The sequence below is a fragment of the Alistipes sp. DJF_B185 genome, assembly GCF_964250025.1.
Lineage (GTDB): Bacteria > Bacteroidota > Bacteroidia > Bacteroidales > Rikenellaceae > Alistipes > Alistipes finegoldii.
On the sequence record NZ_CAXUDY010000003.1, the window covers coordinates 1 to 21,979 of the forward strand.

Here is a 21,979-nt window from a genome sequence, read left to right on the forward strand (position 1 = left end):
CTTGTTGCCAAAACTCCGCAAGTCGTTACTTATGAACCGCTTGGAACACGGTACGAATCCTAATTACAAATATATCGCATCTGATAATCCGGAACAAATATCAGCAGGTAAAAATGAAAATAAACCTCGTTATTTTTGATTATTACCTGCAATAATATTATATTTGCAAACAAATAAGAGTTGTTTGACAGCATGAGAAATATAGTGTATCAAAGCACTTTACCAATTTCTTATCCGTTGCCCATTCTCATGCGAGTTTCTTTTAATCTATTTGTAGTCAATTAAATACCTTCAGACTACATCAAATATACAAAAAAAGCGCCCGCTGTAACAGGGGCGCTTCTCGATTGCGTAATAATTTATTACTTGCTCATGTAGTTCTTTACGTAGTGGTGGTGCTGGCCGAAACGCTCGAAAGCGGCGCGGTCCAGCTCCTCCTGAGCCGAAGGATCGGCCACCGAGATAATCAGGCGGGCACGCTCCTGCAGCGTCTTGCCGTAGAGGTCTACGGCGCCGTGCTCGGTTACGAACCAGTGGATGTGGTTGCGGGTCGTGACGACGCCTGCGCCCGGCGTGAGCACGGGAGCGATCTTCGAAATGCCCTTGTTGGTGACCGAAGGCATGGCGATGATGGCTTTGCCGCCCTTCGAGAGCGATGCGCCGTATACGAAGTCGATCTGGCCGCCGACGCCCGAATAGAACTTCGTGCCCAGCGAGTCGGCGCATACCTGTCCCGTGATGTCTACCTGCAGGGCCGAGTTGATGGCCGTCACGCGGTCGTTCTTCGAGATGATGTAGGGATCGTTGGTGTAGCCCACGTCCATCATCAATACGGCCGGGTTGTCGTCGATGAAGTCGTAGACGCGCTGCGAACCCATCAGGAACGTCGAGACCATCTTGCCCTTGTCGATATTCTTGGCTTCGCCGTTGATTACGCCGCTTTCCACCAGCGGAAGCACGCCGTCGGCGAACATCTCGGTATGGATGCCGAGGTTCTTGTGGCCGCCCAGCTGCGCCAGCACGGCATTGGGAATGGCGCCGATGCCCATCTGCAGCGTCGCGCCGTCCTCGATCAGGGCTGCGCAGTGCTTGCCGATGGCCGTCTCGGTCTCGTTCGGCTCGGAGAAGTGCGCCTCCATCAGCGGAGTGTCGTCCTGCACGAAGTAGTCGATCTTCGACGAGTGGATCATGGCTTGTCCGAAGGCGCGGGGAACGTGCTTGTTCACCACGGCGAGCACGTAATCGGCGGTCTCCACGGCAGCCAGCGTCGCGTCTACCGAGGTACCGAGCGATACGAAGCCGTGTTTGTCGGGCGTCGATACCTGAATCATCGCCACGTTGCAGGGAACCGCGCCGCAGCGGTACAGACGCTGCGTCTCGCTCAGGAAAATCGGAATGTAGTCGGCGTAGCCGCTCTGCGTCACTTTGCGGACGTTGCCGCCCACGAAGAACGAGTCGAGCTGGAACACGCCTTCGAATTTCTCGTCGGCATAGGGCGCCGGGCCTTCGGTGTGCAGGTGGTGGATGTGTACATCCTTCAGTTCACCGGCCTCGCCGCGCGCGCACATGGCGTTGATAAGGCACTGGGGAGCCGAAGCCACGGAACTCAGGTGTACGTGGTCGCCCGATTTGATAACCTTGACGGCTTCTTCGGCAGTGGTAAATTTGATCTGGGTAGTCATTTTTACTTTAAGTTTGTATTGGTTTTAGTTAGCTGGTACCTTGTTTGCGTTTTCCTGTACGTAGTTTTTGATGGCTTTGTCGGAGTAGGTCCAGAAGATCGGCACGTTACGCATCGAAATGATGTTCAGCGCGTTGAGCGCCAGACCCATGCTGACGTCCACGCGGTCGAGCCGCTCCACGCCCGGCGCGATGTTGTAGAACGTCACCACGATATGTTCGGGCTGGCCGCTGCGCATCGTGTAGATGCGGCCGTAATGGTCCGACGAAGGGTAGGCGAGACCTTTGGCAAAGGCGTAGGTGCCGTTGCGCTCGCCGCCCATGTAGAGCCGGAAGCCGCCGTAAAGCGGCGTGATGTCGAAATGCAGCATGACGGTGCCGGAGATGTTGTCTCCGGCGCAGATGACGTTCGAGATCCGGAAGTCGTTCACGAACGAAGGGGTGCTGATGTCCGAGGGCTGGTGCTCGCGGGCGAACTGCACGACGGCGTTGTTGCGCAGGCTCTCGAAGCGGCGGGCTTCCTGACGGATCTTCTTCTTCTGAGCCTTCTGCAGCGCCTTCTGCTCCTTCTGCGTGAGGTCGGTCCGGGGCTGAACGGCCGATGCCGCTCCGCACAGGGTGCAGAGCGACATCAGCAAAACAATCAGACGTTTCGGCAGCATAGCGTAGCTATTTGCGTTTCACTTCTACCTGTTCGTATCCCTCGACGATGTCGCCGACGCGGATGTCGTTGAACGATTCGATGTTCAGACCGCAGTCCTGACCGTTGGTGACCTCCTTGACGTCGTCCTTGAAACGTTTGAGCGAGCCGAGCTTGCCCGTGTAGATGACGATACCGTCGCGGATGACGCGGATCGGGGTGTTGCGCTGGAGCCTGCCTTCGCGGACGACGCATCCGGCGACGGTGCCGACCTTCGAGATTTTGAAGATCTCCAGCACTTCGACCGAAGCGACGATCTCCTCCTTCATGACCGGTTCGAGCATGCCCTCGATAGCGTCCTTGATGTCGTTGATGGCGTCGTAGATGATCGAGTAGAGACGGATTTCGATCTCCTCCTTCTCGGCCAGCTTGCGCGCCGAAGCCGACGGACGTACTTGGAAGCCGACGATGATGGCGTTCGAAGCGGCGGCCAGCAGCACGTCCGATTCCGAAATCTGACCCACGGCGGCGTGGATGACGTTGACCTGCACGGTCTCTTTCGAGAGCTTGATGAGCGAACCCGACATGGCCTCGATCGAGCCGTCCACGTCGCCCTTGACGATGATGTTCAGCTCCTTGAACGAGCCGATGGCGATGCGGCGTCCGATCTCGTCGAGCGTCACGTGCTTCTGGGTCATGATGCCCTGCATGCGTTGCAGCTGCTCGCGCTTGTTGGCGATTTCGCGCGCCGAACGGTCGTCCTCCATGACATTGAACGTATCGCCGGCCTGCGGGGCGCCGTTCAGACCCAGCACCTGAACCGGTGTCGAGGGGCCTGCGGACTCCACTTTCTTGCCGTTTTCGTTGAACATGGCCTTCACGCGGCCCGTGTAGGTTCCGGAGAGGATCACGTCGCCCACGTGGAGCGTACCGCTCTGTACGAGGATCGTCGAGACGTATCCGCGGCCCTTGTCGAGCGTCGATTCGATGACGGTGCCCTGCGCCTTCTTGTTGGGGTTGGCCTTCAGGTCGAGCATCTCGGCTTCGAGCAGCACCTTTTCGAGCAGTTTGTCGAGGTTCATGCCCTTCTTGGCCGAAACCTCCTGATCCTGATATTTACCGCCCCACGACTCGACCAGATAGTTCATCTGCGAGAGCTGTTCCTTGATGTGGTCGGGGTTGGCGTTGGGTTTGTCGATCTTGTTGATGGCGAAAACCATCGGCACGCCTGCGGCCTGCGCATGGTTGATGGCCTCGACGGTCTGCGGCATGACGCTGTCGTCGGCCGCCACGATGATGATCGCAACGTCGGTGACGGCGGCGCCGCGGGCGCGCATGGCCGTAAAGGCTTCGTGGCCCGGCGTGTCGAGGAACGTGATCTTCTGGCCGTTCAGCTCGACGCTGTAGGCGCCGATATGCTGGGTGATGCCGCCGGCCTCGCCCTCGATGACGTTGGTCTTGCGGATATTGTCCAGTAGCGAGGTCTTGCCGTGGTCCACGTGGCCCATGACGGTCACGATCGGCGGACGCGGCACGAGGTCCTCCTCCTTGTCTTCGTTGTCGTCGTTGATCGCCTCCTGAATCTCCACCGAGACGAATTCGACCTTGTAGCCGAACTCCTCGGCTACGACCACGAGCGCTTCGGCGTCGAGACGCTGGTTGATCGACACCATCAGTCCCAGATTCATGCAGGCCGTGATGACCTGAGTCGGCGTGACGTTCATCATCGTCGCCAACTCGCTCACGGTCACGAATTCGGTGACTTTGAGCGTCGAACGTTCCATTTCCTCGCGTTCGAACTCCTCGTTCATACGCTCGGCTACGGCGTCGCGCTTGTCCTTGCGGTATTTTGCACTCTTGCTCTTGGCGCCCTTGGCCGTCAGACGGGCAAGGGTGTCCTTTACCTGCTTCGAAACCTCCTCGTCGCTCACTTCGGGGCGTACGATCGGCTTGGGAGCCGCCTTGCCCTTGTTCTTGTTGCGGCGGCCTTCGCCCGGTCTGGGCTGGTTCTGGCCCGGACCTCCGGGACGGTTCTGGCTTCCCTGTCCGCCCTGATTGCCGCCCTGACGGTTGCCGCCCGGCGTGTTGCCTTTCGGGGCCTTGCTCACGTCCACCTTCTCTTTCTGGAGACGTTTGCGTTTATGCTTGCCGCCGGCGACGAATCCCGACACGTCCATCGTGCCGAGCACCTGCGGACCCGTCAGGGTCACGGTTTCGGGGCGGAAGATATTGTCTTTCGGCGCTGCGGGTTCGGGCTTGGGTGCCGGTGCTGCAGCCGCAGCTGGTGCCGCAGCCAGAGTCGTTGCCGGAGTTGCGGCCGGAGCGGGGGCCGCCGCGGGAGCCGGTTTTCCGGTTTCGGCCTGCGCCGCAGTCGCCGCGGCCGCAGCCGGTGCTGCGGGAGCCGCAGGTGCCGTCTTGACTTCGGGAGCTGCCGGTTTCTCTGCGGCGGGTTCGGGCTTCGCCGCGGGTTTCGGCGCTTCGACGGGCGCACTGGCGGGTGCGGGCTGGGCCGCACGGGGCTGTTCGGCCGGTTTCACCGGTTCCGCCTTCGGGGCGGGAGCGGGGGTCGGAGCCGCCTTGGGTTTGGGCGACAGGTCGATCTTGCCGAGGATCTTCGGCTGCTGGATTTCATCCTTGACGCTGATTACGTTGCTTTTGATGACCACCTCTTTTTCCTCCTCGCGCTCCTGCTTTTTAGCTTCTTCGAGAGTGATGGTCGTCTGCTTCAGGGAGATGCGCTCACGGATCGAATCGCGTGCGTTGCCTGCGGCGCGGTTCGCCCCGAACTCCTTCTCCAGAACGGCATAAGTCTCCGAATCGACCAGCGTGTTGGGCGATCCGTCGCTCTTGATACCCTTCTTCTGCAGGAAGTCCGTGATGGTATTCAGTCCCACCTTGAACTCCTTTGCAACCTGAATGAGCCTTAATTTTCTTTCGTTACCCATATCGTGTGTTTTCCTTTCTTTCGCTTGTGATTACTCTTCGAATTCCGCCTTCAGTATCGCTACGACCTTCTGGGCCTGCTCCAGTTCGAGGTCGGCGCGGGCCGCGATCTCCTCTACGGGCAGCTCCAGCACGCTCTTGGCGCTGTCACAGCCGACGCTCTTCAGGGCGTCGATGATCCAGCCGTCGATCTCGTCGGCGAATTCGGTGAGGGCGACGTCCTCTTCCTCCACTTCGCGGTATACGTCGATGTCGTAACCCGTCAGCATCTTCGAGAGACGGATGTTCAGACCTCCCTTGCCGATGGCCAGCGACACCTGATCGGGTTTGAGGTAGACCGAAGCGGTCATCTTCTCCTCGTCGATGGTGATGCTCGAAATCTTGGCGGGATTCAGCGCGCGCTGGATCATCAGCGACGGGTTGGCAGTGTAGTTGACCACGTCGATGTTCTCGTTGCGCAGCTCCTTGACGATCGAATAGATGCGCGAACCCTTCATGCCGACGCATGCGCCTACCGGGTCGATACGCTCGTCGTACGACTCCACGGCGACCTTGGCGCGTTCGCCGGGGATGCGGACGATCTTCTTGATGGTGATCAGTCCGTCGAAGATTTCGGGAACCTCCTGCTCGAACAGGCGTTCGAGGAACTGGTTGGCCGTGCGCGAAAGAATGATGCGGGGCTGGTTGTTGTTCATCTCGACCGACTTGACGATGGCCTTGATGGTGTCGCCCTTGCGGTAGAAGTCGTTGGGAATCTGCTCCGCCTTGGGCAGAATCAGCTCGTTCTCCTCGTCGTCGAGGATCAGCACCTCTTTTTTCCATACCTGATAAACTTCACCGGTGACGATCTCGCCGACCTTTTCCGAATACTTCTCGTAAAGGCTGGCCTTCTCCAGATCGAGAATGCGCGAGGCGAGGTTCTGGCGCAGCGACAACACGGCGCGGCGGCCGAACGACGAGAGTTTGATCTCGTCGGCGTATTCGTCGCCGATCTCGTAGGTCGGGTCGATGGCCTTGACCTCCGAGACGGCGATCTGCGCATTTGGATCTTCGACCGCGCCGTCTTCGACGACGGTGCGGTTGCGCCAGATTTCGAGGTCGCCCTTTTCGGGGTTGATGATGACGTCGAAATTCTCGTCCGTCTCATACTGTTTTTGCAGTGCGTGGCGGAAAACGTCCTCCAGCACGCCGATCATCGTACTTTTGTCAATGTTTTTCAGCTCTTTGAACTCGGCAAAGTTGCTGATAAGATTGAGATTGTCCATTGTGTCGTTTATCTTGTTTTTAGTTTATGCTTCTGTACCCCGCGGCTTTTTTTCGTCTGCATGCCGGATAGCGTCCCGCTCCGGGGGCTGCTTCTTGTCTGAGGGCCGCTCCAAGCCTGCGTACCGCCCCTCAGCTGCGTTTGCCTCTCATCTGCGTCCTGCTTCCGGTTTTTGTCCTGCTCCCGGTCTGCCTTCTAAGCCTGTGTTTGCTGTCTGCGTTGCCGGACGGCGGCCTATTTGAAATCCAGCCACTCCTTCGTGGACTTGATTTCGTCGAACGCATAGCGGCGCGTGACGGTCACCAGCTGCTTGCGTTTCTTGCCTTCGACGGCCTGCTTCTCCTCGTACGAGATCGTGATGCCCTCGTCGTCGGCAGCATCGAGTTTTGCGAGCATCTTGATCCCTGAATTGAGCAGCACCTCGACCGTGCCGCCGATCAGCTTGCGGTATTGCCGCAGGCTTTTCAGCTCCGAACCGATGCCTGCGGAGGCTACCGTGAGCGAAAAATCCTCTTCGTCGCGGTCGAATTCCGCTTCGACGGCCCGGCTCAGCTCCGCGCACGCTTCGATGGCTACCGACGTGTCGCTGTCGATCAGCAGTTCGATCTCGTTGCCGGGCGTGCAGGTGCAGCCCACGACGAACATATCCGTGCCCTGAAGTTTGCGTTCAGCCGCTTCGATTATCTTTTTCGTGTCGATCATGTTTCTGAAATTCGGTCGTATATGGTATAAAATAAGGGGACTTACCGTCCCCTTACCGCTTCGCTTTGTCTTTCGACACTGCAAATATAATGAAAAATTCCGATATACCAATATTTATACGAAATTTTTACTCCTCTTTGGCCTTGGATTCATAGGGTTTGATGATTCCGCGCTTCGATTCGCGGATGAATTTCACCAGTTCGTCGCGCTCGGCGCTTTGCGGGATCTGCTTTTCGACCTCTTCGCAGCCCGACATGTAGTTCAGTCCGCTCTGGAAGAGGATGCGGCAGGCGTCGTGAATCTCGGCGATGCGTTCGGGCGTGAAGCCGCGGCGCGAAAGCCCGATCTTGTTGATGCCCGCGAAGCGCATCGTGTCGTTGCGCACGATGATGAACGGCGGGACGTCCTGTCCCAGCAGCGCGCCGCCCTGAATCATGACGTGGTCGCCGATATGCGTCCACTGGTGTACGGCCGCATGGCCGCCGATCACCACCCAGTTGCCGACATGCACTTCGCCGGCGAGCGATACGCGGTTGGCGATCACGCAGTTGTCGCCGACGACGCAGTCGTGGCCCACATGGACGTAGGCCATCAGCAGGTTGCGGTTGCCGATGCGGGTCGTGCCCGTCGATGCGGTGCCGCGGCTGATGGTCACGTATTCGCGGATGTCGTTGTAGTCGCCGATCTCGGCCGTGGTCACTTCGCCTGCGAATTTCAGGTCCTGCGGCAGGCAGGAGACCGATGCGGCGGTATGGATCTTGCACCCCTTGCCGATGCGGGCGCCGTCGTGAATCACCGCGCCGGGACCTACCCAGCAGTCGTCGCCGATAACCACGTCGCCCGCGATGCAGGCGAAGGGCTCGACCGTGACGTTGTTCCCGATTTTGGCGTCGGGATGAACATATGCCAGCTTGCTGATCATCTCCTTTACTTTTTATTTTTTACGACCTGCGCCATCAGGACGGCCTCGCATGCGAGCGTTTCGCCCACGAAGGCTTTGGCCTCCACGACGGCCACGCCGCGGCGGATGGGTTCCAGCAGGTGGATTTCGAACTGAAGCGTGTCGCCCGGAACGACTTTGCGCTTGAATTTGACCCCGTCGATCTTCATGAAGTAGGTCGAGTAGTTTTCGGGATCGGGCACGTCGCCCAGCACCAGAATGCCGCTGCACTGCGCCATGGCTTCGACGATCAGCACGCCCGGCATGACGGGTTCGTCGGGGAAGTGTCCCACGAAGAACGGCTCGTTCATCGTGACGTTCTTGATGCCGGCCACGTCGGTGGCGTCGCGGTGGAAAATGCGGTCCACCAGCAGGAACGGCGGGCGGTGGGGCAGCAGGTGGCGGATGTCGTTGATGTCGTAGAGGGGCGGCTTGCGGCAGTCGTACTGGTAGCGGGGCTTCTCGCCGGCCTTGCGGATGGTGTGCTTGAGCTGCTTCATGAACTCCGTGTTGGCGTAATGGCCGGGGCGGGTTGCCCAGACGCGGCCCTTGATGCGTACGCCCAGCAGTGCGAAGTCGCCCAGCAGGTCGAGCAGCTTGTGGCGCGCCAGCTCGTTGTTGCAGCGCAGTTCGAGGTTGTTCAGGTAGCCTGCGTTGATCTCGATGTCGGGCTTGTTGAAGATCTTCTTGAGGTGCTCCAGCTGCTCGTCCGGAACGGGGTTCTCGACCACGACGATGGCGTTGTCCAGATCGCCGCCCTTGATGAGGTTCATCTTCATCAGCGGTTCCAGCTCGTGCAGGAAGACGAACGTGCGGCACGGGGCGATTTTGTCGGCGAAGTTGTCGCCGGGGTTGAAGGTGGCGTATTGGTTGCCGATCACCTTCGAGTTGTAGTCCACGTGCAGCGAGACGGAGAATTCGTCGTCGGGGTAGAGGATGATCGCCACGCCCTTTTCGGGGATCGTGTAGACCATCTTTTCGGTCACGTGGTAGAACTTGCGCTCGGCCGGCTGGTCGGTGATGCCGACTTCGGTGATGGCCTTGGCATAGGCGCAGGCCGAACCGTCCATGATCGGGGTTTCGCCCGCGTCGATGTCGATTACGGCGTTGTCCACGCCCAGCGTCCAGAGCGCCGACATGATGTGTTCGATCGTGCTTACGCGGTGACCGCCGGATTCGATGGTCGTACCGCGCGAAGTGTCTACGACGTTGTCGCACAAGGCGGGAATTATGGGTTGACCCTCGATGTCCGTGCGGCGGAATACGATTCCGGTGTCCGCATCGGCGGGGTTCACGGTCATGGTCACTTTGACACCCGTATGGAGGCCCTTGCCGGAGAAAGAGATCGGGGCCTTCAGCGTTTGTTGTTTTGTCGACATAAGCAGTGTTTCTGAATATTTGCGCCCAAAGATATGAAAAAATCGTTAAAAAACGCTATTTTTGCTCAAAATTATGACAACCTCCGATGGCCGAGAATATACCCGACAATAAACCCAAGACGGTGCGCCGTCCGCGTCTCAAATTGCCGTTCGACAACCGCAAAGAGGATGCCGGCGTGTGGGCCTATGACCACCGCATCGGCTTGTGCGTGACCATTATAGCCTATCTTGTGCTGATGATCGCCTTCGTTTCGTCGAAGATCGTCGTCGGCCGCAGGCCCCACACGCAGGGAATGTTTATCGACCTGCAGACGCTGGCCGAACTGGAGAAGGAGCGCGACCGGCTCGAACAGCAGGTCCGCGAGCGGCAGCAGCAGGACCCGATAGACTGGAAAAGCGTTCAGAATCAGGTCTCCAACGAAAACGCCCTGAACGAGAAACTCCGCGACGACCGCGGCACCAACGCCGCGGCGCTGAACGACGCCGCGGCCGAAGCCGAGCGGCGCATGCAGGCGAACCGCGAAGCCTACGAGCAGGGGCTGGCCGAAGAGCGGGCTATCCGCGAGCGCAACGGCGCGGGGAAGGACGAGGAGCGTCAGGACCGCAAGGTCAAGGGCCGCGTGACGGTCTCCTTTTCGCTGACCGATCCGGTGCGCACCTCGCGCAGCCTCAATATCCCGGCCTACCGCTGCGAGGGCGGGGGCGACGTGGTCGTCGAAATCACGGTCAACCGTGCGGGTGAGGTGGTCAACGCCCGTGTGCAGAGCGGCGGCGACGAGTGCATGCGCGAATCGGCCCTGCGTGCGGCACGGGTTTCGCGCTTCAATATCGACCAGTCGGCCCCTGCGCGCCAGCAGGGGACGATTACGTACATTTTTATCCCGCAATAAGTTCTTTTTGCCCGGCCGGAGTGGGATATTCCGCGGAAATTGTTAACTTTGCCGAAGTAAATTCCGGCTCGGACAGAGCGGTTTCGCCTGCGGCGAACCGATGCGGCCTGCATGCGGCCTGCGCTGTCTCTGTTCCTGCCGCCGACCGAATCGGAGATGCGTAAAATTCTCGTCATACTGTTGGGCCTTTTCGGCTGTCTGCTCTTTTGCGGGGGCGGCGGTCGGACGCTTGCGCATGACGCAGGGCATGTCTCCGTCACGCTTTCGGTCGATCGCGCCTCCGACGCCGTGTGGCTTTGCGAGCGCGAATACAACGCCGACCTGAACCTGCCCCGCGTGCTTGGGGAGGTATCGCCAGCTCCGGCCGCTCCGGTCTTCCAGCGCGGCGGCCATGCCGAATCCGGTCCGGCCGCCGACCGCTATGCCGCGGACCGGCATGCGAGGGGAAGCACGAAAGTAACCTCTGAATTCAAATCGTCTGACCTTTCCGTCGGTCTGCATGCGGTGGATTATTATGTCTACCGTCTGTGCCGGCTCATTATTTAGCCTACGTATTTTTGCCGGTTTCTCTGAAAAAATACTAACGTTAGATAATGAAAAGGATATGGATAAGAATAAAATCTGCGAGGCGTTGTACGCCTTGTCGGGAAATGTTGTGGTAAAACGCCGCAAGTTCCAACTGCTGCCCGCCGTGCTGTTTGTCGCCGGTGCAGCGCTGATCGTAGTGAATAACATGTATGGCGCCGATCTCACGAACAACCTGCGTTCGTCGATCGTGTTCATCGGCGGGATTATGGTCGTCGCAGGCATGATTATGGCCGCGGCCCAGATGTTCGGTTCGGGCGGAGCGCCTTTCCACCGGGAGGAGCGTTGTTTCCTGCTCTACGAGGAGCTCTATTTCGACCGCGGCATCCGCAGCGACGTGATGCAGGCCGTCTCGGACGGAGATGCGGAGCGTCTGTTCGGCATGAAACGTGCGCAGGTTCCGGCGCTGACGGTGGCCCTCTACCGCACGCCCGGCAACCGCTTCGCCGCCATGCAGGCATTCGAATATGCGGATCTGGAGTACAAGCCGCTGACGGAGCTGAAGATTGCGGATAAGACGGAACTGAAGGTCGCCGATAAAGTGCAAGCGTAAAGAAAAAGATAAGTAATGATAGACATCAGTGGTGAAAATGTAGTATTGGTAGGTGCGTTGCTGCTCTTCGTGGCGGTGATAGCGGGCAAGGTCGCGTATCGTTTCGGCGCCCCCGCATTGTTGCTGTTCCTCGGAGTCGGCATGCTGTTCGGCTTGAATTTCATCTCGTTCCGTTCGGTCGAGATGACCCAGTTCGTCGGTATGATCGCTTTGTGCATCATTCTCTTCACGGGAGGTATGGACACGAAGTTCTCGGAGATAAAACCCATCATCGGACCCGGCGTCGTGCTGGCCACGGCGGGGGTGGGCATGACGGCGTTCATACTGGCCTCGTTCGTGTGGCTGGTGGCTCCGTGGCTGGGGATCGAGATGCCGTTCGTACTGGCGCTGCTGCTCGCCTCCACGATGTCCTCGACCGACTCGGCGTCGGTTTTCTCGATCCTGCGAAGCAAGAAGCAGGGGTTGAAGCAGAACCTGCGGCCCCTGCTGGAGCTGGAGAGCGGCTCGAACGACCCGATGGCCTATATGATGACCATTCTGCTCATCAGCGTGGTGTCGCACAGTTCTGGCAGCGTGGGGATGGGCATGAGCGTGGTGTTCTTCGTCGTGCAGATGATCGTCGGCGCCCTGTCGGGGTACCTGATCGGCCGTCTGGCCGTCTGGACGATCAACCGCATCAACCTCGCCAACCATTCGCTCTACTCGGTGCTGCTGCTGGCGTTCATCTTTTTCTCGTTCGCCTTCACCGACCTGATCAAGGGCAACGGCTATCTGGCCGTCTACCTTTCGGGTCTGGTCGTCGGAAACTACAAGTTGCAGCAGAAACGTCCGCTGACGGTCTTCTTCGACGGTTTTACGTGGCTCATGCAGATCGTGATGTTCCTCACGCTGGGTCTGTTCGTCAACAGCGACGAACTGCTCGAACCCCGTGTGCTGATTCTGGGCGGACTGGTGGGGGCGTTCATGATTCTTGTGGCGCGCCCGCTGACGGTCTTCATCTGCATGGCCCCGTTCCGCAAGTTCACCGCCAAGGCGCGGCTTTACGTGTCGTGGGTGGGATTGCGCGGCGCCGTGCCGATTCTCTTCGCCATCTATCCCCTGATGGCGCATGTGGAGAACGCGGGACTGCTGTTCAACGTCGTATTCCTCGGCACGATCATTTCGCTGCTGGTGCAGGGCACCACCGTGAGCGGCATGGCCAACCTGCTGGGGCTGGCTTACGAAGAGCGCGAATCGGCCTTCAGCGTCGATATGCATCAGGATATGAAGTCGGCCCTTACGGAGGTGGAGGTCAACGAGACGATGCTCGAAAGCGGACACATGCTCAAGGACATCACGCTGCCGGAAAATACGCTGGTGATGATGGTCTGCCGCAACGGCGAGTATTTCGTGCCGCAGGGCAAGACCGAACTGCTGCTGGGCGACAAACTGCTGGTCATTTCGGACCGCAGCGAGGAGCTTGCGACCACTTATAAGGATATGGGTATCGACGACGTGATGAAGCTGGGATAGGCTTCGGCGGCGTCCGGCGCTCCGTATTCCGGAATCCTCCCGTGCGTGCGGCGCACGGGCAATGTCCGGGATTCAGTGACTTAAACCTTTACGGACATTCTATGGTCCCGGCGGCCTTTTCGGTCGCCGGGACTTGTGTTCTCATAGGTTTCGGATATTCCGGTGCGGTGCCGGCTGTTCCCGGCCAGTTGCCTGTTGTTCCCGGCCGGTTGTCTGTTGTTCCCGGCCGGTTGTCTGTTGTTCCCGGCCGGTTGTCTGTTGTTCTCGTTCGGCTCTTGTTGTCTCGTCCGATACCGGTTGTCCTGCGCAGCTTCGGGTATCCCGTCCGCTTCCGGATATTTCCCGGCTGGAACCGGAGCTGCCTGCCGTCGCAGTTTGCAGAAAAAGAACCGAATGTTTGTGCCGTTCCGTATTTTTTCATATATTTAAGGGTGTCTTTTCGTGCAGGCGGAGACCTGCCGATTTTTGTGCGCCTATGAAAACCAAACGTCGGAAAATTCTATTGTTGTGCATGCAGGTGCTGCTTCCTGTAGTGCCGGGGCTTTGGACCGTGCTGTTCAGGCCCGAAACGGCGGCGCTTTCGCCGCGCATGCTGGTCACTTGGATGCTGTGCCTCAACCTGCTCTTCATCCTCATCTATTGGCGGCGTCTGGGCTGGTCGCGCAGCGAGCGGCTGGACACGGCCCTGCTGCTGGTACTGTTCTGCTTTTTTCCGCTGCCCGGCCATTGGCTGCTCGACGGCATGCTTGACGGCAGTTTGTGGCTTCAGATCGCATTCTATTGCATGATGCAGGCCGGATTCTACGTGGCGATCGTGCTTGCGCCCGACTGGGTCGGCCGATTCCAGCAGCGCCGCTACGAGGAGCGTGTGTTGTCGGGCCGCGAGAAATTCGAATCCCGCAAGGAGGTGATGAAGGCCCGCGAGGAGCGTGAGAAGTCCGCGAACGACTCGAAGTCCGGCGAAAAAAGATGACTGAATCCGGGGCCGGAATGCCAAGAGGCTGTCTGACGAGTTCTGATTTTACGATTTCACCCGCGCTGCAATACATTGCAGCGCGGGTGAATTGCATTTTCCGGAGGGTAAGCAGCCGTCTCTGCGGGACTGCCTGCCGTGCGGATCGGTTGCCCTTTGCGGCCGTTAGGGAGCGTGTCTGTGCGTGCGGTTTCGGGAAGCGGTTTTGTCTCAGTGTTTCAGCATCCGGCTCGAAAACGGGATGCGCCGGCCTTCGGAGTCGATGATTCCGGCCTCCAGTACGCCGCCGTTGGTGTCGAAGTAGCGCAGCGAGAAGGAGTGCACGCCGCGCCGCAGGGCGGCCTGTCCGCTGCGTTCGGTACGGGAGTGCAGGCCGTCGTTGTCGACGACCGTTCGCCCGTCGATGGCGAGCGTGCTTCCGTCGTCGGAATAGGTGTAAAACGAATAGATGCCGTCGGCCGGAATGTCGATATAGCCGTCGCAGATCAATCCGATGTTGCCCGTCACGCCGTCGGGAATAACGACGCTGTCGGTGATGAAATTCGCCTGCAGGGGCGCTTCGTCAATATCCGCGCAGTTGTCGCCGTCGTAATCGTACCAGCGCACCAGCAGTCCGTTTTGCAGGTTCCCGGCATCGGCGCTCGGTTCGGCGTAGCGCGTGGGGCGGAACGAGGCCCGGCGAATCTCTGCCGCGACGCCGCGTCGGTTGTAGCAGCGCAGCGTGAGCGTGCAGCTGTCGGTGATGCTGAACGGCGCGGTGTAGCGTTGCGACGCGGTGTCGGGAACCGTTCCGTCGAGCGTGTAGTACAGTTCGGCCGATTCGGGCGGCAGCAGGCGTACCGTAGCGGCGCCGATAAAGACGTTGTCGTCGCAGACGCCCTCGACGTCGTCGAGCCGGTAGTTCCAGCCTGCGCGTTCCAGCTGACGCAGGTGCAGGGGGAGACGGCGCCGGAAATCGGCGAAGTCCCGCTTTTCCGGAGCGCTCCATGCCGTCTCGGCCACGGCCAGCAGCCGCGGGAAGAGCCGCTCGCCCGCCGCGTCGGCCGTCGGGACATCCTCGGTCCACATGTTGGCCTGAATGCCGAGCAGGCCCTCTTGCCATGCCCGCAGGGATTCCGGAAGGGGTTCCCAGCCGTAAACCTTGCTGAGCGTGTTGCGGTCGAGTTCGCCGTTGAGGTAGAGAAATTCCGAAGGCGACTCAATGACGCGGTGTCCGTTCTGGAGCGCCGCGGTCAGGGTGGAGGGCATCCAGCTGCGCCACCACATCACCGCGCTCTGCGGGGTCAGCCCGTCTTCGGTGATCTCGTCCCAGCCGAGCAGCGTTTTGCCGTGTGCCGCCAGAAACTGCTCCGTTTTACGGGTGAACCATGCCTGCAGTTCGCCTGCGCCTTCCAGCTTCTCGGCCCGGATGCGCCGCTGGCAGTCCGGGCACGTCTCCCACGGCGTGCGCTCCACTTCGTCGCCTCCGATATGTACGTATTGCGACGGAAAGAGATCGAACAGCTCTGTCAGCACGTTTTTGCAGAAGGCGATCGTGCTGTCGCGGCCGATGCAGAGCGGTGTCGAAAAGTGTTTGCCCCACCCGCCGCGGCCGTCGCACGCCAGCTGCGGATAACAGCCGATGGCCGCCAGCGAGTGCCCCGGCAGGTCGATTTCGGGAATGACCTCGATGCCGCGCTGTGCCGCGTAAGCGACTATCTCGCGGATGTCGTCCTGCGTGTAGTAACCTCCGTAGCGGATTTTGCCCTGTTCGCGGCGTATGTTTTTCTCCGGGAGGAGGAATTTCGGGTCGCGCTCGTCGGCCGCGCGCCGCAGGCAGACACTGTCGTGTTTGTTCGGAGTGCGCCATGCCCCGCGCCGGGTCAGGAGCGGGTAGCGTTTGATTTCGATCCGCCACCCTTGGTCGTCGGTCAGGTGCAGGTGCAGGCGGTTGAACTTGTAGCAGGCCAGCCGGTCCGTCAGCGACATGACCTCCTCCTTGGTGAAGAAGTGGCGCGCGACGTCGAGCATGAAGCCGCGCCATGCGAAGCGCGGGGCGTCGTCGATTTCGAGTGCCGGCAGCGATCCCTTTCCGCTCCACAGGAGCTGGCGCAGTGATGCCGCTGCCGAAACGACGCCCTCGCAGGAGCCGCCGCGCAGTTCGATCCGCGCCGGGGTGATTTTCAGGGTGTAGCCCTGCTGCGGCAGCCGGGGATCGAGTTCGAGCGAAAGATTGGCGTTCCCGGCGTCCTGAGCCGCCGCGACGTCTTCCTCCCGGAGCAGTTGTGCGAGGTAGTCGGCCGCCGGGCGGAGCAGCGGGTCGGCCGGGGCGATGCGGATGCCGCCGCCGAGGTCGAACGTTCCCTGTCCGGCCTTTACGGAGCGGGGCGTCGGGATGATTTCGGTGGCGGGGGAGTCTTTCCGGCAGGCCGCGAAGAGCAGGCAGCAGACCGGAAGCAGGTATGCAAAGTGTTTCATGACGTTATTCGAGTGTTACGGTTGTTTGCAGGCGGATATCTTGCGACGACGAGCCGACGGCGATGACGAAGTCGCCCTTTTCCACCACGCGGCGGCCCTGCGGGTCGATAAGCGCCAGCGCTTCGTCTCCGAGCGTAAAGCTTACCTGCCGCTGTTCGCCCGGTGCGAGCCGGATGCGCCGGAAGCCGCCGAGCTGTCTGGGCGGGCGTACCGTCGAGGCGACCATGTCCGAGATGTAGAGCTGTACGACTTCGTCGCCTTCGCGGTCCGAGGTGTTGCGTATGCGGCAGCTGACTTCGAGGACGTTGTCGCCGCTCTGCCGCGCTTCGAGGCTGCCGTATTCGAATGTCGAGTAACTCAGCCCGTAACCGAACGGATAGAGCGGCGCGGCCGTGAGATCGGTGTAGTCGTGGTTCGCAGGGCGTTTTTTGTTGTAGTAGACGGGAATTTGCCCTTCGGCGCGGGGAATGGTGATGGGCAGACGGCCCGCGGGATTGTTGCGTCCGAGGATCGTCTCGGCGACGGCGTCGCCGCCCCGTGCGCCCGGATACCACGCCATCAGCAGGGCGTCGGCCTGTTCGGAGGCCCTGCGCAGGTCGAGCGGACGGCCTGCGATGCAGACCACGATAAGCGGCGTTCCCGTCGCCTTTATGCGCCGCAGCAGCTCTTCCTGTTCTCCGAGCAGCGCGAGCGTCGCTCGGTCGAAACCTTCGCCGCACTCCATGTCGCGCACCTCGTCGTGCGCGGCTTTGGCCGCGCCCGTTTGCAGGAATTCCGTGTCGAAGTCGCGGGCGCTCGATCCGCCGATGACCACGACCGCCGCATCTGTGCCGCGGGCCGCGGAGACGGCCGCCGCGATTTCCGACCGATCGCCGCCGCGCACCGTACAGCCGCGGCTGTAGACGACGCGGTCGCGCCCCAGCAGTTTTTCCAGCCCGTCCCGGACGGTGTTCGCCGCTGTCTGCTGGGCCGTATAATCCCCTAACTGGTTGTAGATGTTGTCGGCGTTGGGACCGATGACGGCTACCCGCCGCAGGCGCCGGGGATCGAGCGGCAGGGTGCCGCTGCGGTTTTCGAGCAGCGTCACCGACTGCCGAGCCGCTTCGAGCGCCAGCTCCGAGTGGGCGGCGCATCCGACCTCCGCGGCGGCAGCTTCGTCGATATAGGGGTTCTCGAACAGTCCCATTTCGAACTTCAGGGCCAGCACGCGCTCCACGGCCCGGTCGATCTCCGCTTCGGCGACGTCGCCCGCTTCCGCGGCCTCGCGGAGTGAGGCGAAGGCGCCGCCCTTCAGGTCTGCGTCCACGCCCGCCCGCAATGCCTGCACGGCGGCTTCCCGGACGCTTCCGGCCACGCCGTGCGTCTCGTGCAGCCCTTCGATGCTCAGCAGGTCGGAGACCACGAAGCCGTCGAAGCCCCATTCGCCGCGCAGGATGTCGGTCAGCATGCGGCGGTTGGCCGTGCAGGGAATGCCGTCTACCGAGTTGTAGGCCGTCATCACCGAGCGCGCTCCGGCCTTTACGGCTGCTTCGAACGGCGGCAGGTAGGTCTCGCGCAGTTCGCGTTCGCCCAGCAGGTTGCTTCCGCCGTTCTGGCCGCCCTCCGATGCGCCGTAGGCGATGAAGTGCTTGAGTGTCGAGAGGGCGTGCCGCGACTGTGAGAGGTCGCCGGAACCCGTGCCGCGGACATAGGCTTCACCGATGCGCGCCGTCAGGTAACGGTCCTCGCCGTAGCTCTCTTCGGTGCGCGACCAGCGCGGGTCGCGCACGATGTCCAGCACGGGACCGTAACAGATATGTCCGCCCTGCAGGCGGATCTCGGCGGCGATGACCTCGCCCATGCGTTCGATCAGCTCCGGGTTCCATGTCGAAGCCTGTCCCGGCGCCGTGGGGAATGTCGTGGCCCCGATGGCCATGTGGCCGTGGGGGGCTTCCTCGGCGAGGAAGAGGGGAATGCCCAGCCGCGAGTGTTGCACGGCGTAGCGTTGCATTCGGTTGGCCAGCCGCGCCGCCAGCTGCGGGGGCAGCCCCGTCCGCAGGTCTTTCTGCGTCCATGGATCGGCGCGGAACGTACCCCATAACATGCCGATATGTCCGTTTTGCACCGCTTCGCGGAAAGCGTCGGTCAGACGGACCGAGTCGCCGTGCCGTTCGTACATCTCCCAGCCGTAAGGCGACGTCAGCTGTCCGATCTTCTCGTCGAGCGTCATCTCGGCCGTCAGCAGTTCGGCCCGTTTCTGCGGCGGAAGGCTTGTGTCGCGCCAGTCGGCGCTGCATGCCGCGGCGGCCGCGCACGCCGTCAGCAGTAAAAGTCGTTTCATAGGGGTTGCTGTTTTGTCCAGTCTGCGGGTTCGGGACCCATTTCGAAGCGGAGTTCCCCGCCTGCGGTGATCTCCGCGTAATCGATGTAATATTTTCGGTACGCTTCGCCGTTGAGCGTAATGCGCTGTATGTAGATGTTCTCCGGCGAATTGTCCGCAGCCGTGATGCGGAATTCCCCGCCGCGGACCCGCAGCGTCGCGCCGTCTACGGCGGGCGAGCCGAAGAAATAGCGTCCGCCGGCCGGCTCCGTCTGATACATGCCCAGCGCCGAGAGTACGTACCATGCCGACATCTGCCCGACGTCCTCGTTGCCGCAGAGTCCTTCCGGACGGTCGTGGTAGAGTTCGCCGAGGATGCGGCGCACCTTCTCGGCGCATTTCCACGGTTGCCCGATCATCGTGTAGATATAGGTTATGTGGTGGCTCGGCTCGTTGCCGTGGGCGTACTGGCCGATCAGCCCCGATATGTCGGGCGAAGCGTGCGCGCCCATGTCGCCTTCGGCGAGGAACAGCGAGTCGAGCTTCCCGACGAAGCGTTCCCGGCCGCCGAAGCACTCCATGAGTCCTTCGATGTCGTGCGGCACGAGCCATGTGTACTGCCATGCGTTGCCTTCGGTGTAGTCCTGCTCCATGTGGCGCGAGTGGAACGGATCGAAAGGCGTGCGCCATGCGCCCGACGCCGATCTGCCGCGGATAAACCCGGTCGAGGGGTCGAAATAATGGCGGTAGGCCTTGCTGCGGGCGAGGAAATAGTCGTAATCCTCCCGTTTGCCTTCGCGCTGCGCGGCCTGCGCCAGTGCCCAGTCCGCGATGGCGTATTCGAGACAGTATCCGACCGATTCGTTGAACTCATAGGGAATATATCCGTACCTCTTGTAGAGGTCCAGCCTCCGGTCGTCGCGCATGGCCGAACTCTTCATCGCTTCGTAGGCTTTCGCCCGGTCGAAGCCGCCGAATCCTTTCAGCAGGGCGTCGGCCACCACGGGGATGGCCGGATTGCCGACCATGCAGTCGGTTTCGCAGCCCATCAGGTGCCAGACGGGAAGTTTGCCCTGCTGTTCGTGGATGCGCAGCATCGTATTGATCAGGTCGCCGACCTTTTCGGGATGGATGAGCGTCATTAGGGGATGCGCCGCGCGGTAGGTGTCCCAGAGCGAGAAGGTGGTGTAGTTGGTGAAGGTCGTGTCGCGGCGGACCGCTCCGTCGGCGCCGCGGTAGTCGCCGTTCAGGTCGCAGAAGAGCGACGGCGCGATCATGGTGTGGTAAAGCGCTGTGTAGAAGATCCGTCGCACCGCCGGGTCGGCGGTTTCGATGCGGATTTTCGACAACTCGCCGTTCCATGCCTCGCGGGCGGCTTCGCGCACGGCTTCGAAATCCCAGCCGGGGCACTCCGCCTGCATGTTCTGCCGGGCATTTTCTGCGGAAACGGCCGAAAGTCCGACCTTGACGGTGATGCGCTCGTCCTCCTCCGTCCGGAAACCGAAGCGCCCGTAGAGCTTCCGCCCGCGGGCCGAGCGGCCGTCGGCTGAGAGCGTATCCGCGCCGGTGAAGACGATCCGTTCGAAGGGCTTCGAGAATTCGGCGTGGAAGTAGACGCGCTGGTCGTCGGCCCAGCCCGTCGAATAGCGCCAGCCCTCGACCGTACGGTCGCTGCATGCGGTGATGCTGCAGTCGGTGGAGCGGTCCCAGCCCTGCCCGTTTTCGAGGTCGAGGACGATGCCCGCATCGTCCGAGGCGGGAAAGGTGTAGCGGCTCATTCCGACGCGCGGCGCGGCGGTCAGCTCGACGCCGATGCCGTAGCGCAGCAGGCGCGTGGCATAGTAGCCCGGCGCGCACCGTTCGTCGGCGCGGCTGAAACGGGACCACATGCCCGACGACGGATCGCCGGCCGTGCCGCGTCCCGGCGTGACTTTGCCGACGACCGGCATCAGCGAGATGTCGTTCAGGTCGCCGATGCCCGTGCCGCTCAGGTGCGTGTGACCGAACCCGATGACGGTCGTGTCGGCGTAATTGTACCCGGAGCACCAGTCCCATGTCTGCGGGATGCTCGTCGGACCGAGCTGTACGAATCCGAACGGGACGTTGGCGCCCATGAAGACGTGTCCGTGGTCGCCCGTGCCGATGTAGGGATCGACGTATTGCGTGTAATCCTCCGGCACGGCGGAACTGCATGCGCCGCAGAGCAGCGCGGCGATTGCCGGGAGAAAGATGATGCGTTTCATAATTCGTGTCGTTATACAGCGGATGCGGCGGACGCAGCCGCGCCGGCCTTCGCGGGTCAGGCGGCATACGGCCGCGGTCCGTGCCGTGAGCACGGTCGCGCTGTTATGTTTTTTATTGCCGTCTACCGGCCGACGATCTGTCCCTTGACCTCTACCGGGATCTCTTCGTCCTGCGTGCTGACGGTGCATTTCAGGACGAATTGTCCGTCCGGCATGTTTCGGGGATCGAGCGTGAATTCCAGCACCGCTTCCTTGCCGGGGGCGATTTCGCCGGGACCCGACAGGGCGAGGTGTCCGCTGTCAGTCCGGTAAGCCAGCCGCAAGGTTTTCGCGGAAGTGTTCAGCAGCCGGAGCTGCCGTGTGCGTTTGGGGTCGCTGCGGCTCAGCTGCCGCATGCCGATCGCCCTGTTGTCGGCGCGCAGCGCCGCGGAGAGTGCATAGGGATACCTGATTTCGGCTTCGGGAATCCGGCTGATTACGTAGCCCTTGACGACCAGCGTGTTGAATTTCCGGTAATTGCCGTTGCCCGCGATGACCGTCAGCCCGATGGAAAAATCCCCGTATCGGTCTTTGGGGTCGAAAGTCACTTCGACGATTCCTTTGTCGCCCGGCTTTACCGGCTTGCGGCTGAATTCGGGGCGCGCGCAGCCGCATTGGGTATGCACGTCGAGCAGCGTCACCTCTCTGTCTGCGATGTTCGTGTATTCGAAGCGCAGTTTTACCGTTCCGTCCGTTTCGGCTACCTTTCCCAGATTCTTCACCGGCTCTTCGAAATGCAGCAGCCGCGGATTGGCCGCCGGCGCCAGCAGCGGCGCCAGTATTGCCGCAGTGAGAGCCATTGCCTTGAACATGCGCATTAGTTTACTGTTTTTAAGGGTTGCGGGCGGCCGCCGGAAAAGCGGCCGCCCGACCCTTCGAT

Annotated in this window: 16 protein-coding genes; 5 read left to right on the plus strand and 11 right to left on the minus strand. The window is 61.1% G+C overall.

From position 1 onward, the window contains the following. Window positions 1-362: 362 nt before the first annotated feature. From ACESTR_RS05165 to ACESTR_RS05195, 7 genes are all read right to left on the minus strand, one after another. Window positions 363-1,682, minus strand: coding sequence for an acetyl-CoA hydrolase/transferase family protein (locus ACESTR_RS05165; protein ID WP_009597260.1), 1,320 nt, complete (start codon window positions 1,680-1,682; stop codon window positions 363-365). Window positions 1,683-1,706: 24 nt separating this feature from the next. Continuing rightward, window positions 1,707-2,342 (minus strand): hypothetical protein, encoded by a 636-nt coding sequence (locus ACESTR_RS05170; RefSeq protein ID WP_227042755.1) that lies wholly within the window; start codon window positions 2,340-2,342, stop codon window positions 1,707-1,709. Between the two features lie 7 nt (window positions 2,343-2,349). Then, window positions 2,350-5,265, minus strand: a complete 2,916-nt coding sequence (gene infB / locus ACESTR_RS05175; protein WP_278713818.1) for a translation initiation factor IF-2 — start codon at window positions 5,263-5,265, stop codon at window positions 2,350-2,352. Window positions 5,266-5,295: 30 nt separating this feature from the next. Next, a complete protein-coding gene (gene nusA, locus ACESTR_RS05180; protein ID WP_009597272.1) occupies window positions 5,296-6,528 on the minus strand; it encodes a transcription termination factor NusA in 1,233 nt (410 codons plus the stop codon). 233 nt (window positions 6,529-6,761) lie between these two features. Then, window positions 6,762-7,229, minus strand: coding sequence for a ribosome assembly cofactor RimP (rimP, locus tag ACESTR_RS05185; RefSeq protein ID WP_014774338.1), 468 nt, complete (start codon window positions 7,227-7,229; stop codon window positions 6,762-6,764). 127 nt (window positions 7,230-7,356) lie between these two features. After that, a complete protein-coding gene (lpxA, locus tag ACESTR_RS05190) occupies window positions 7,357-8,151 on the minus strand; it encodes an acyl-ACP--UDP-N-acetylglucosamine O-acyltransferase (protein ID WP_009597261.1) in 795 nt (264 codons plus the stop codon). Window positions 8,152-8,156: 5 nt separating this feature from the next. Beyond that, on the minus strand, window positions 8,157-9,548 hold the full coding sequence (locus ACESTR_RS05195; protein ID WP_009597269.1) for a bifunctional UDP-3-O-[3-hydroxymyristoyl] N-acetylglucosamine deacetylase/3-hydroxyacyl-ACP dehydratase: 1,392 nt from the start codon (window positions 9,546-9,548) through the stop codon (window positions 8,157-8,159). An 86-nt stretch (window positions 9,549-9,634) separates the two neighbouring features. On the opposite strand from ACESTR_RS05195, the gene ACESTR_RS05200 reads away from it, so the two are divergent. The 5 genes from ACESTR_RS05200 to ACESTR_RS05220 all read left to right on the plus strand — a co-directional run bounded on the left by ACESTR_RS05200 (window position 9,635) and on the right by ACESTR_RS05220 (window position 14,061). Beyond that, a complete protein-coding gene (locus ACESTR_RS05200; protein ID WP_009597254.1) occupies window positions 9,635-10,438 on the plus strand; it encodes an energy transducer TonB in 804 nt (267 codons plus the stop codon). Window positions 10,439-10,594: 156 nt separating this feature from the next. Then, a complete protein-coding gene (locus ACESTR_RS05205; protein ID WP_039940000.1) occupies window positions 10,595-10,984 on the plus strand; it encodes a hypothetical protein in 390 nt (129 codons plus the stop codon). Window positions 10,985-11,042: 58 nt separating this feature from the next. Further along, window positions 11,043-11,576, plus strand: a complete 534-nt coding sequence (locus ACESTR_RS05210; RefSeq protein ID WP_302575302.1) for a hypothetical protein — start codon at window positions 11,043-11,045, stop codon at window positions 11,574-11,576. Window positions 11,577-11,591: 15 nt separating this feature from the next. Beyond that, complete coding sequence (locus tag ACESTR_RS05215) at window positions 11,592-13,088, plus strand: potassium/proton antiporter (protein ID WP_302575305.1); 1,497 nt, start codon at window positions 11,592-11,594, stop codon at window positions 13,086-13,088. A 475-nt stretch (window positions 13,089-13,563) separates the two neighbouring features. Then, on the plus strand, window positions 13,564-14,061 hold the full coding sequence (locus tag ACESTR_RS05220; protein WP_227042749.1) for a hypothetical protein: 498 nt from the start codon (window positions 13,564-13,566) through the stop codon (window positions 14,059-14,061). A 210-nt stretch (window positions 14,062-14,271) separates the two neighbouring features. On the opposite strand, the gene ACESTR_RS05225 is transcribed toward ACESTR_RS05220, so the two are convergent. From ACESTR_RS05225 to ACESTR_RS05240, 4 genes are all read right to left on the minus strand, one after another. After that, window positions 14,272-16,518 carry a family 20 glycosylhydrolase gene (locus tag ACESTR_RS05225; RefSeq protein ID WP_302575311.1) on the minus strand — a complete coding sequence of 749 codons (2,247 nt, stop codon included), beginning with the start codon at window positions 16,516-16,518 and terminating at the stop codon, window positions 14,272-14,274. Between the two features lie 4 nt (window positions 16,519-16,522). Further along, entirely contained in the window at window positions 16,523-18,838 is a 2,316-nt protein-coding gene (locus ACESTR_RS05230; protein ID WP_227042745.1) for a glycoside hydrolase family 3 N-terminal domain-containing protein, read from the minus strand. After that, complete coding sequence (locus ACESTR_RS05235) at window positions 18,835-21,060, minus strand: GH92 family glycosyl hydrolase (protein ID WP_373178934.1); 2,226 nt, start codon at window positions 21,058-21,060, stop codon at window positions 18,835-18,837. The genes ACESTR_RS05230 and ACESTR_RS05235 overlap by 4 nt, the downstream gene beginning before the upstream one ends. Before the next feature lie 122 nt (window positions 21,061-21,182). Continuing rightward, window positions 21,183-21,917, minus strand: a complete 735-nt coding sequence (locus tag ACESTR_RS05240; RefSeq protein ID WP_373178936.1) for a DUF1573 domain-containing protein — start codon at window positions 21,915-21,917, stop codon at window positions 21,183-21,185. Window positions 21,918-21,979 lie beyond the last annotated feature (62 nt).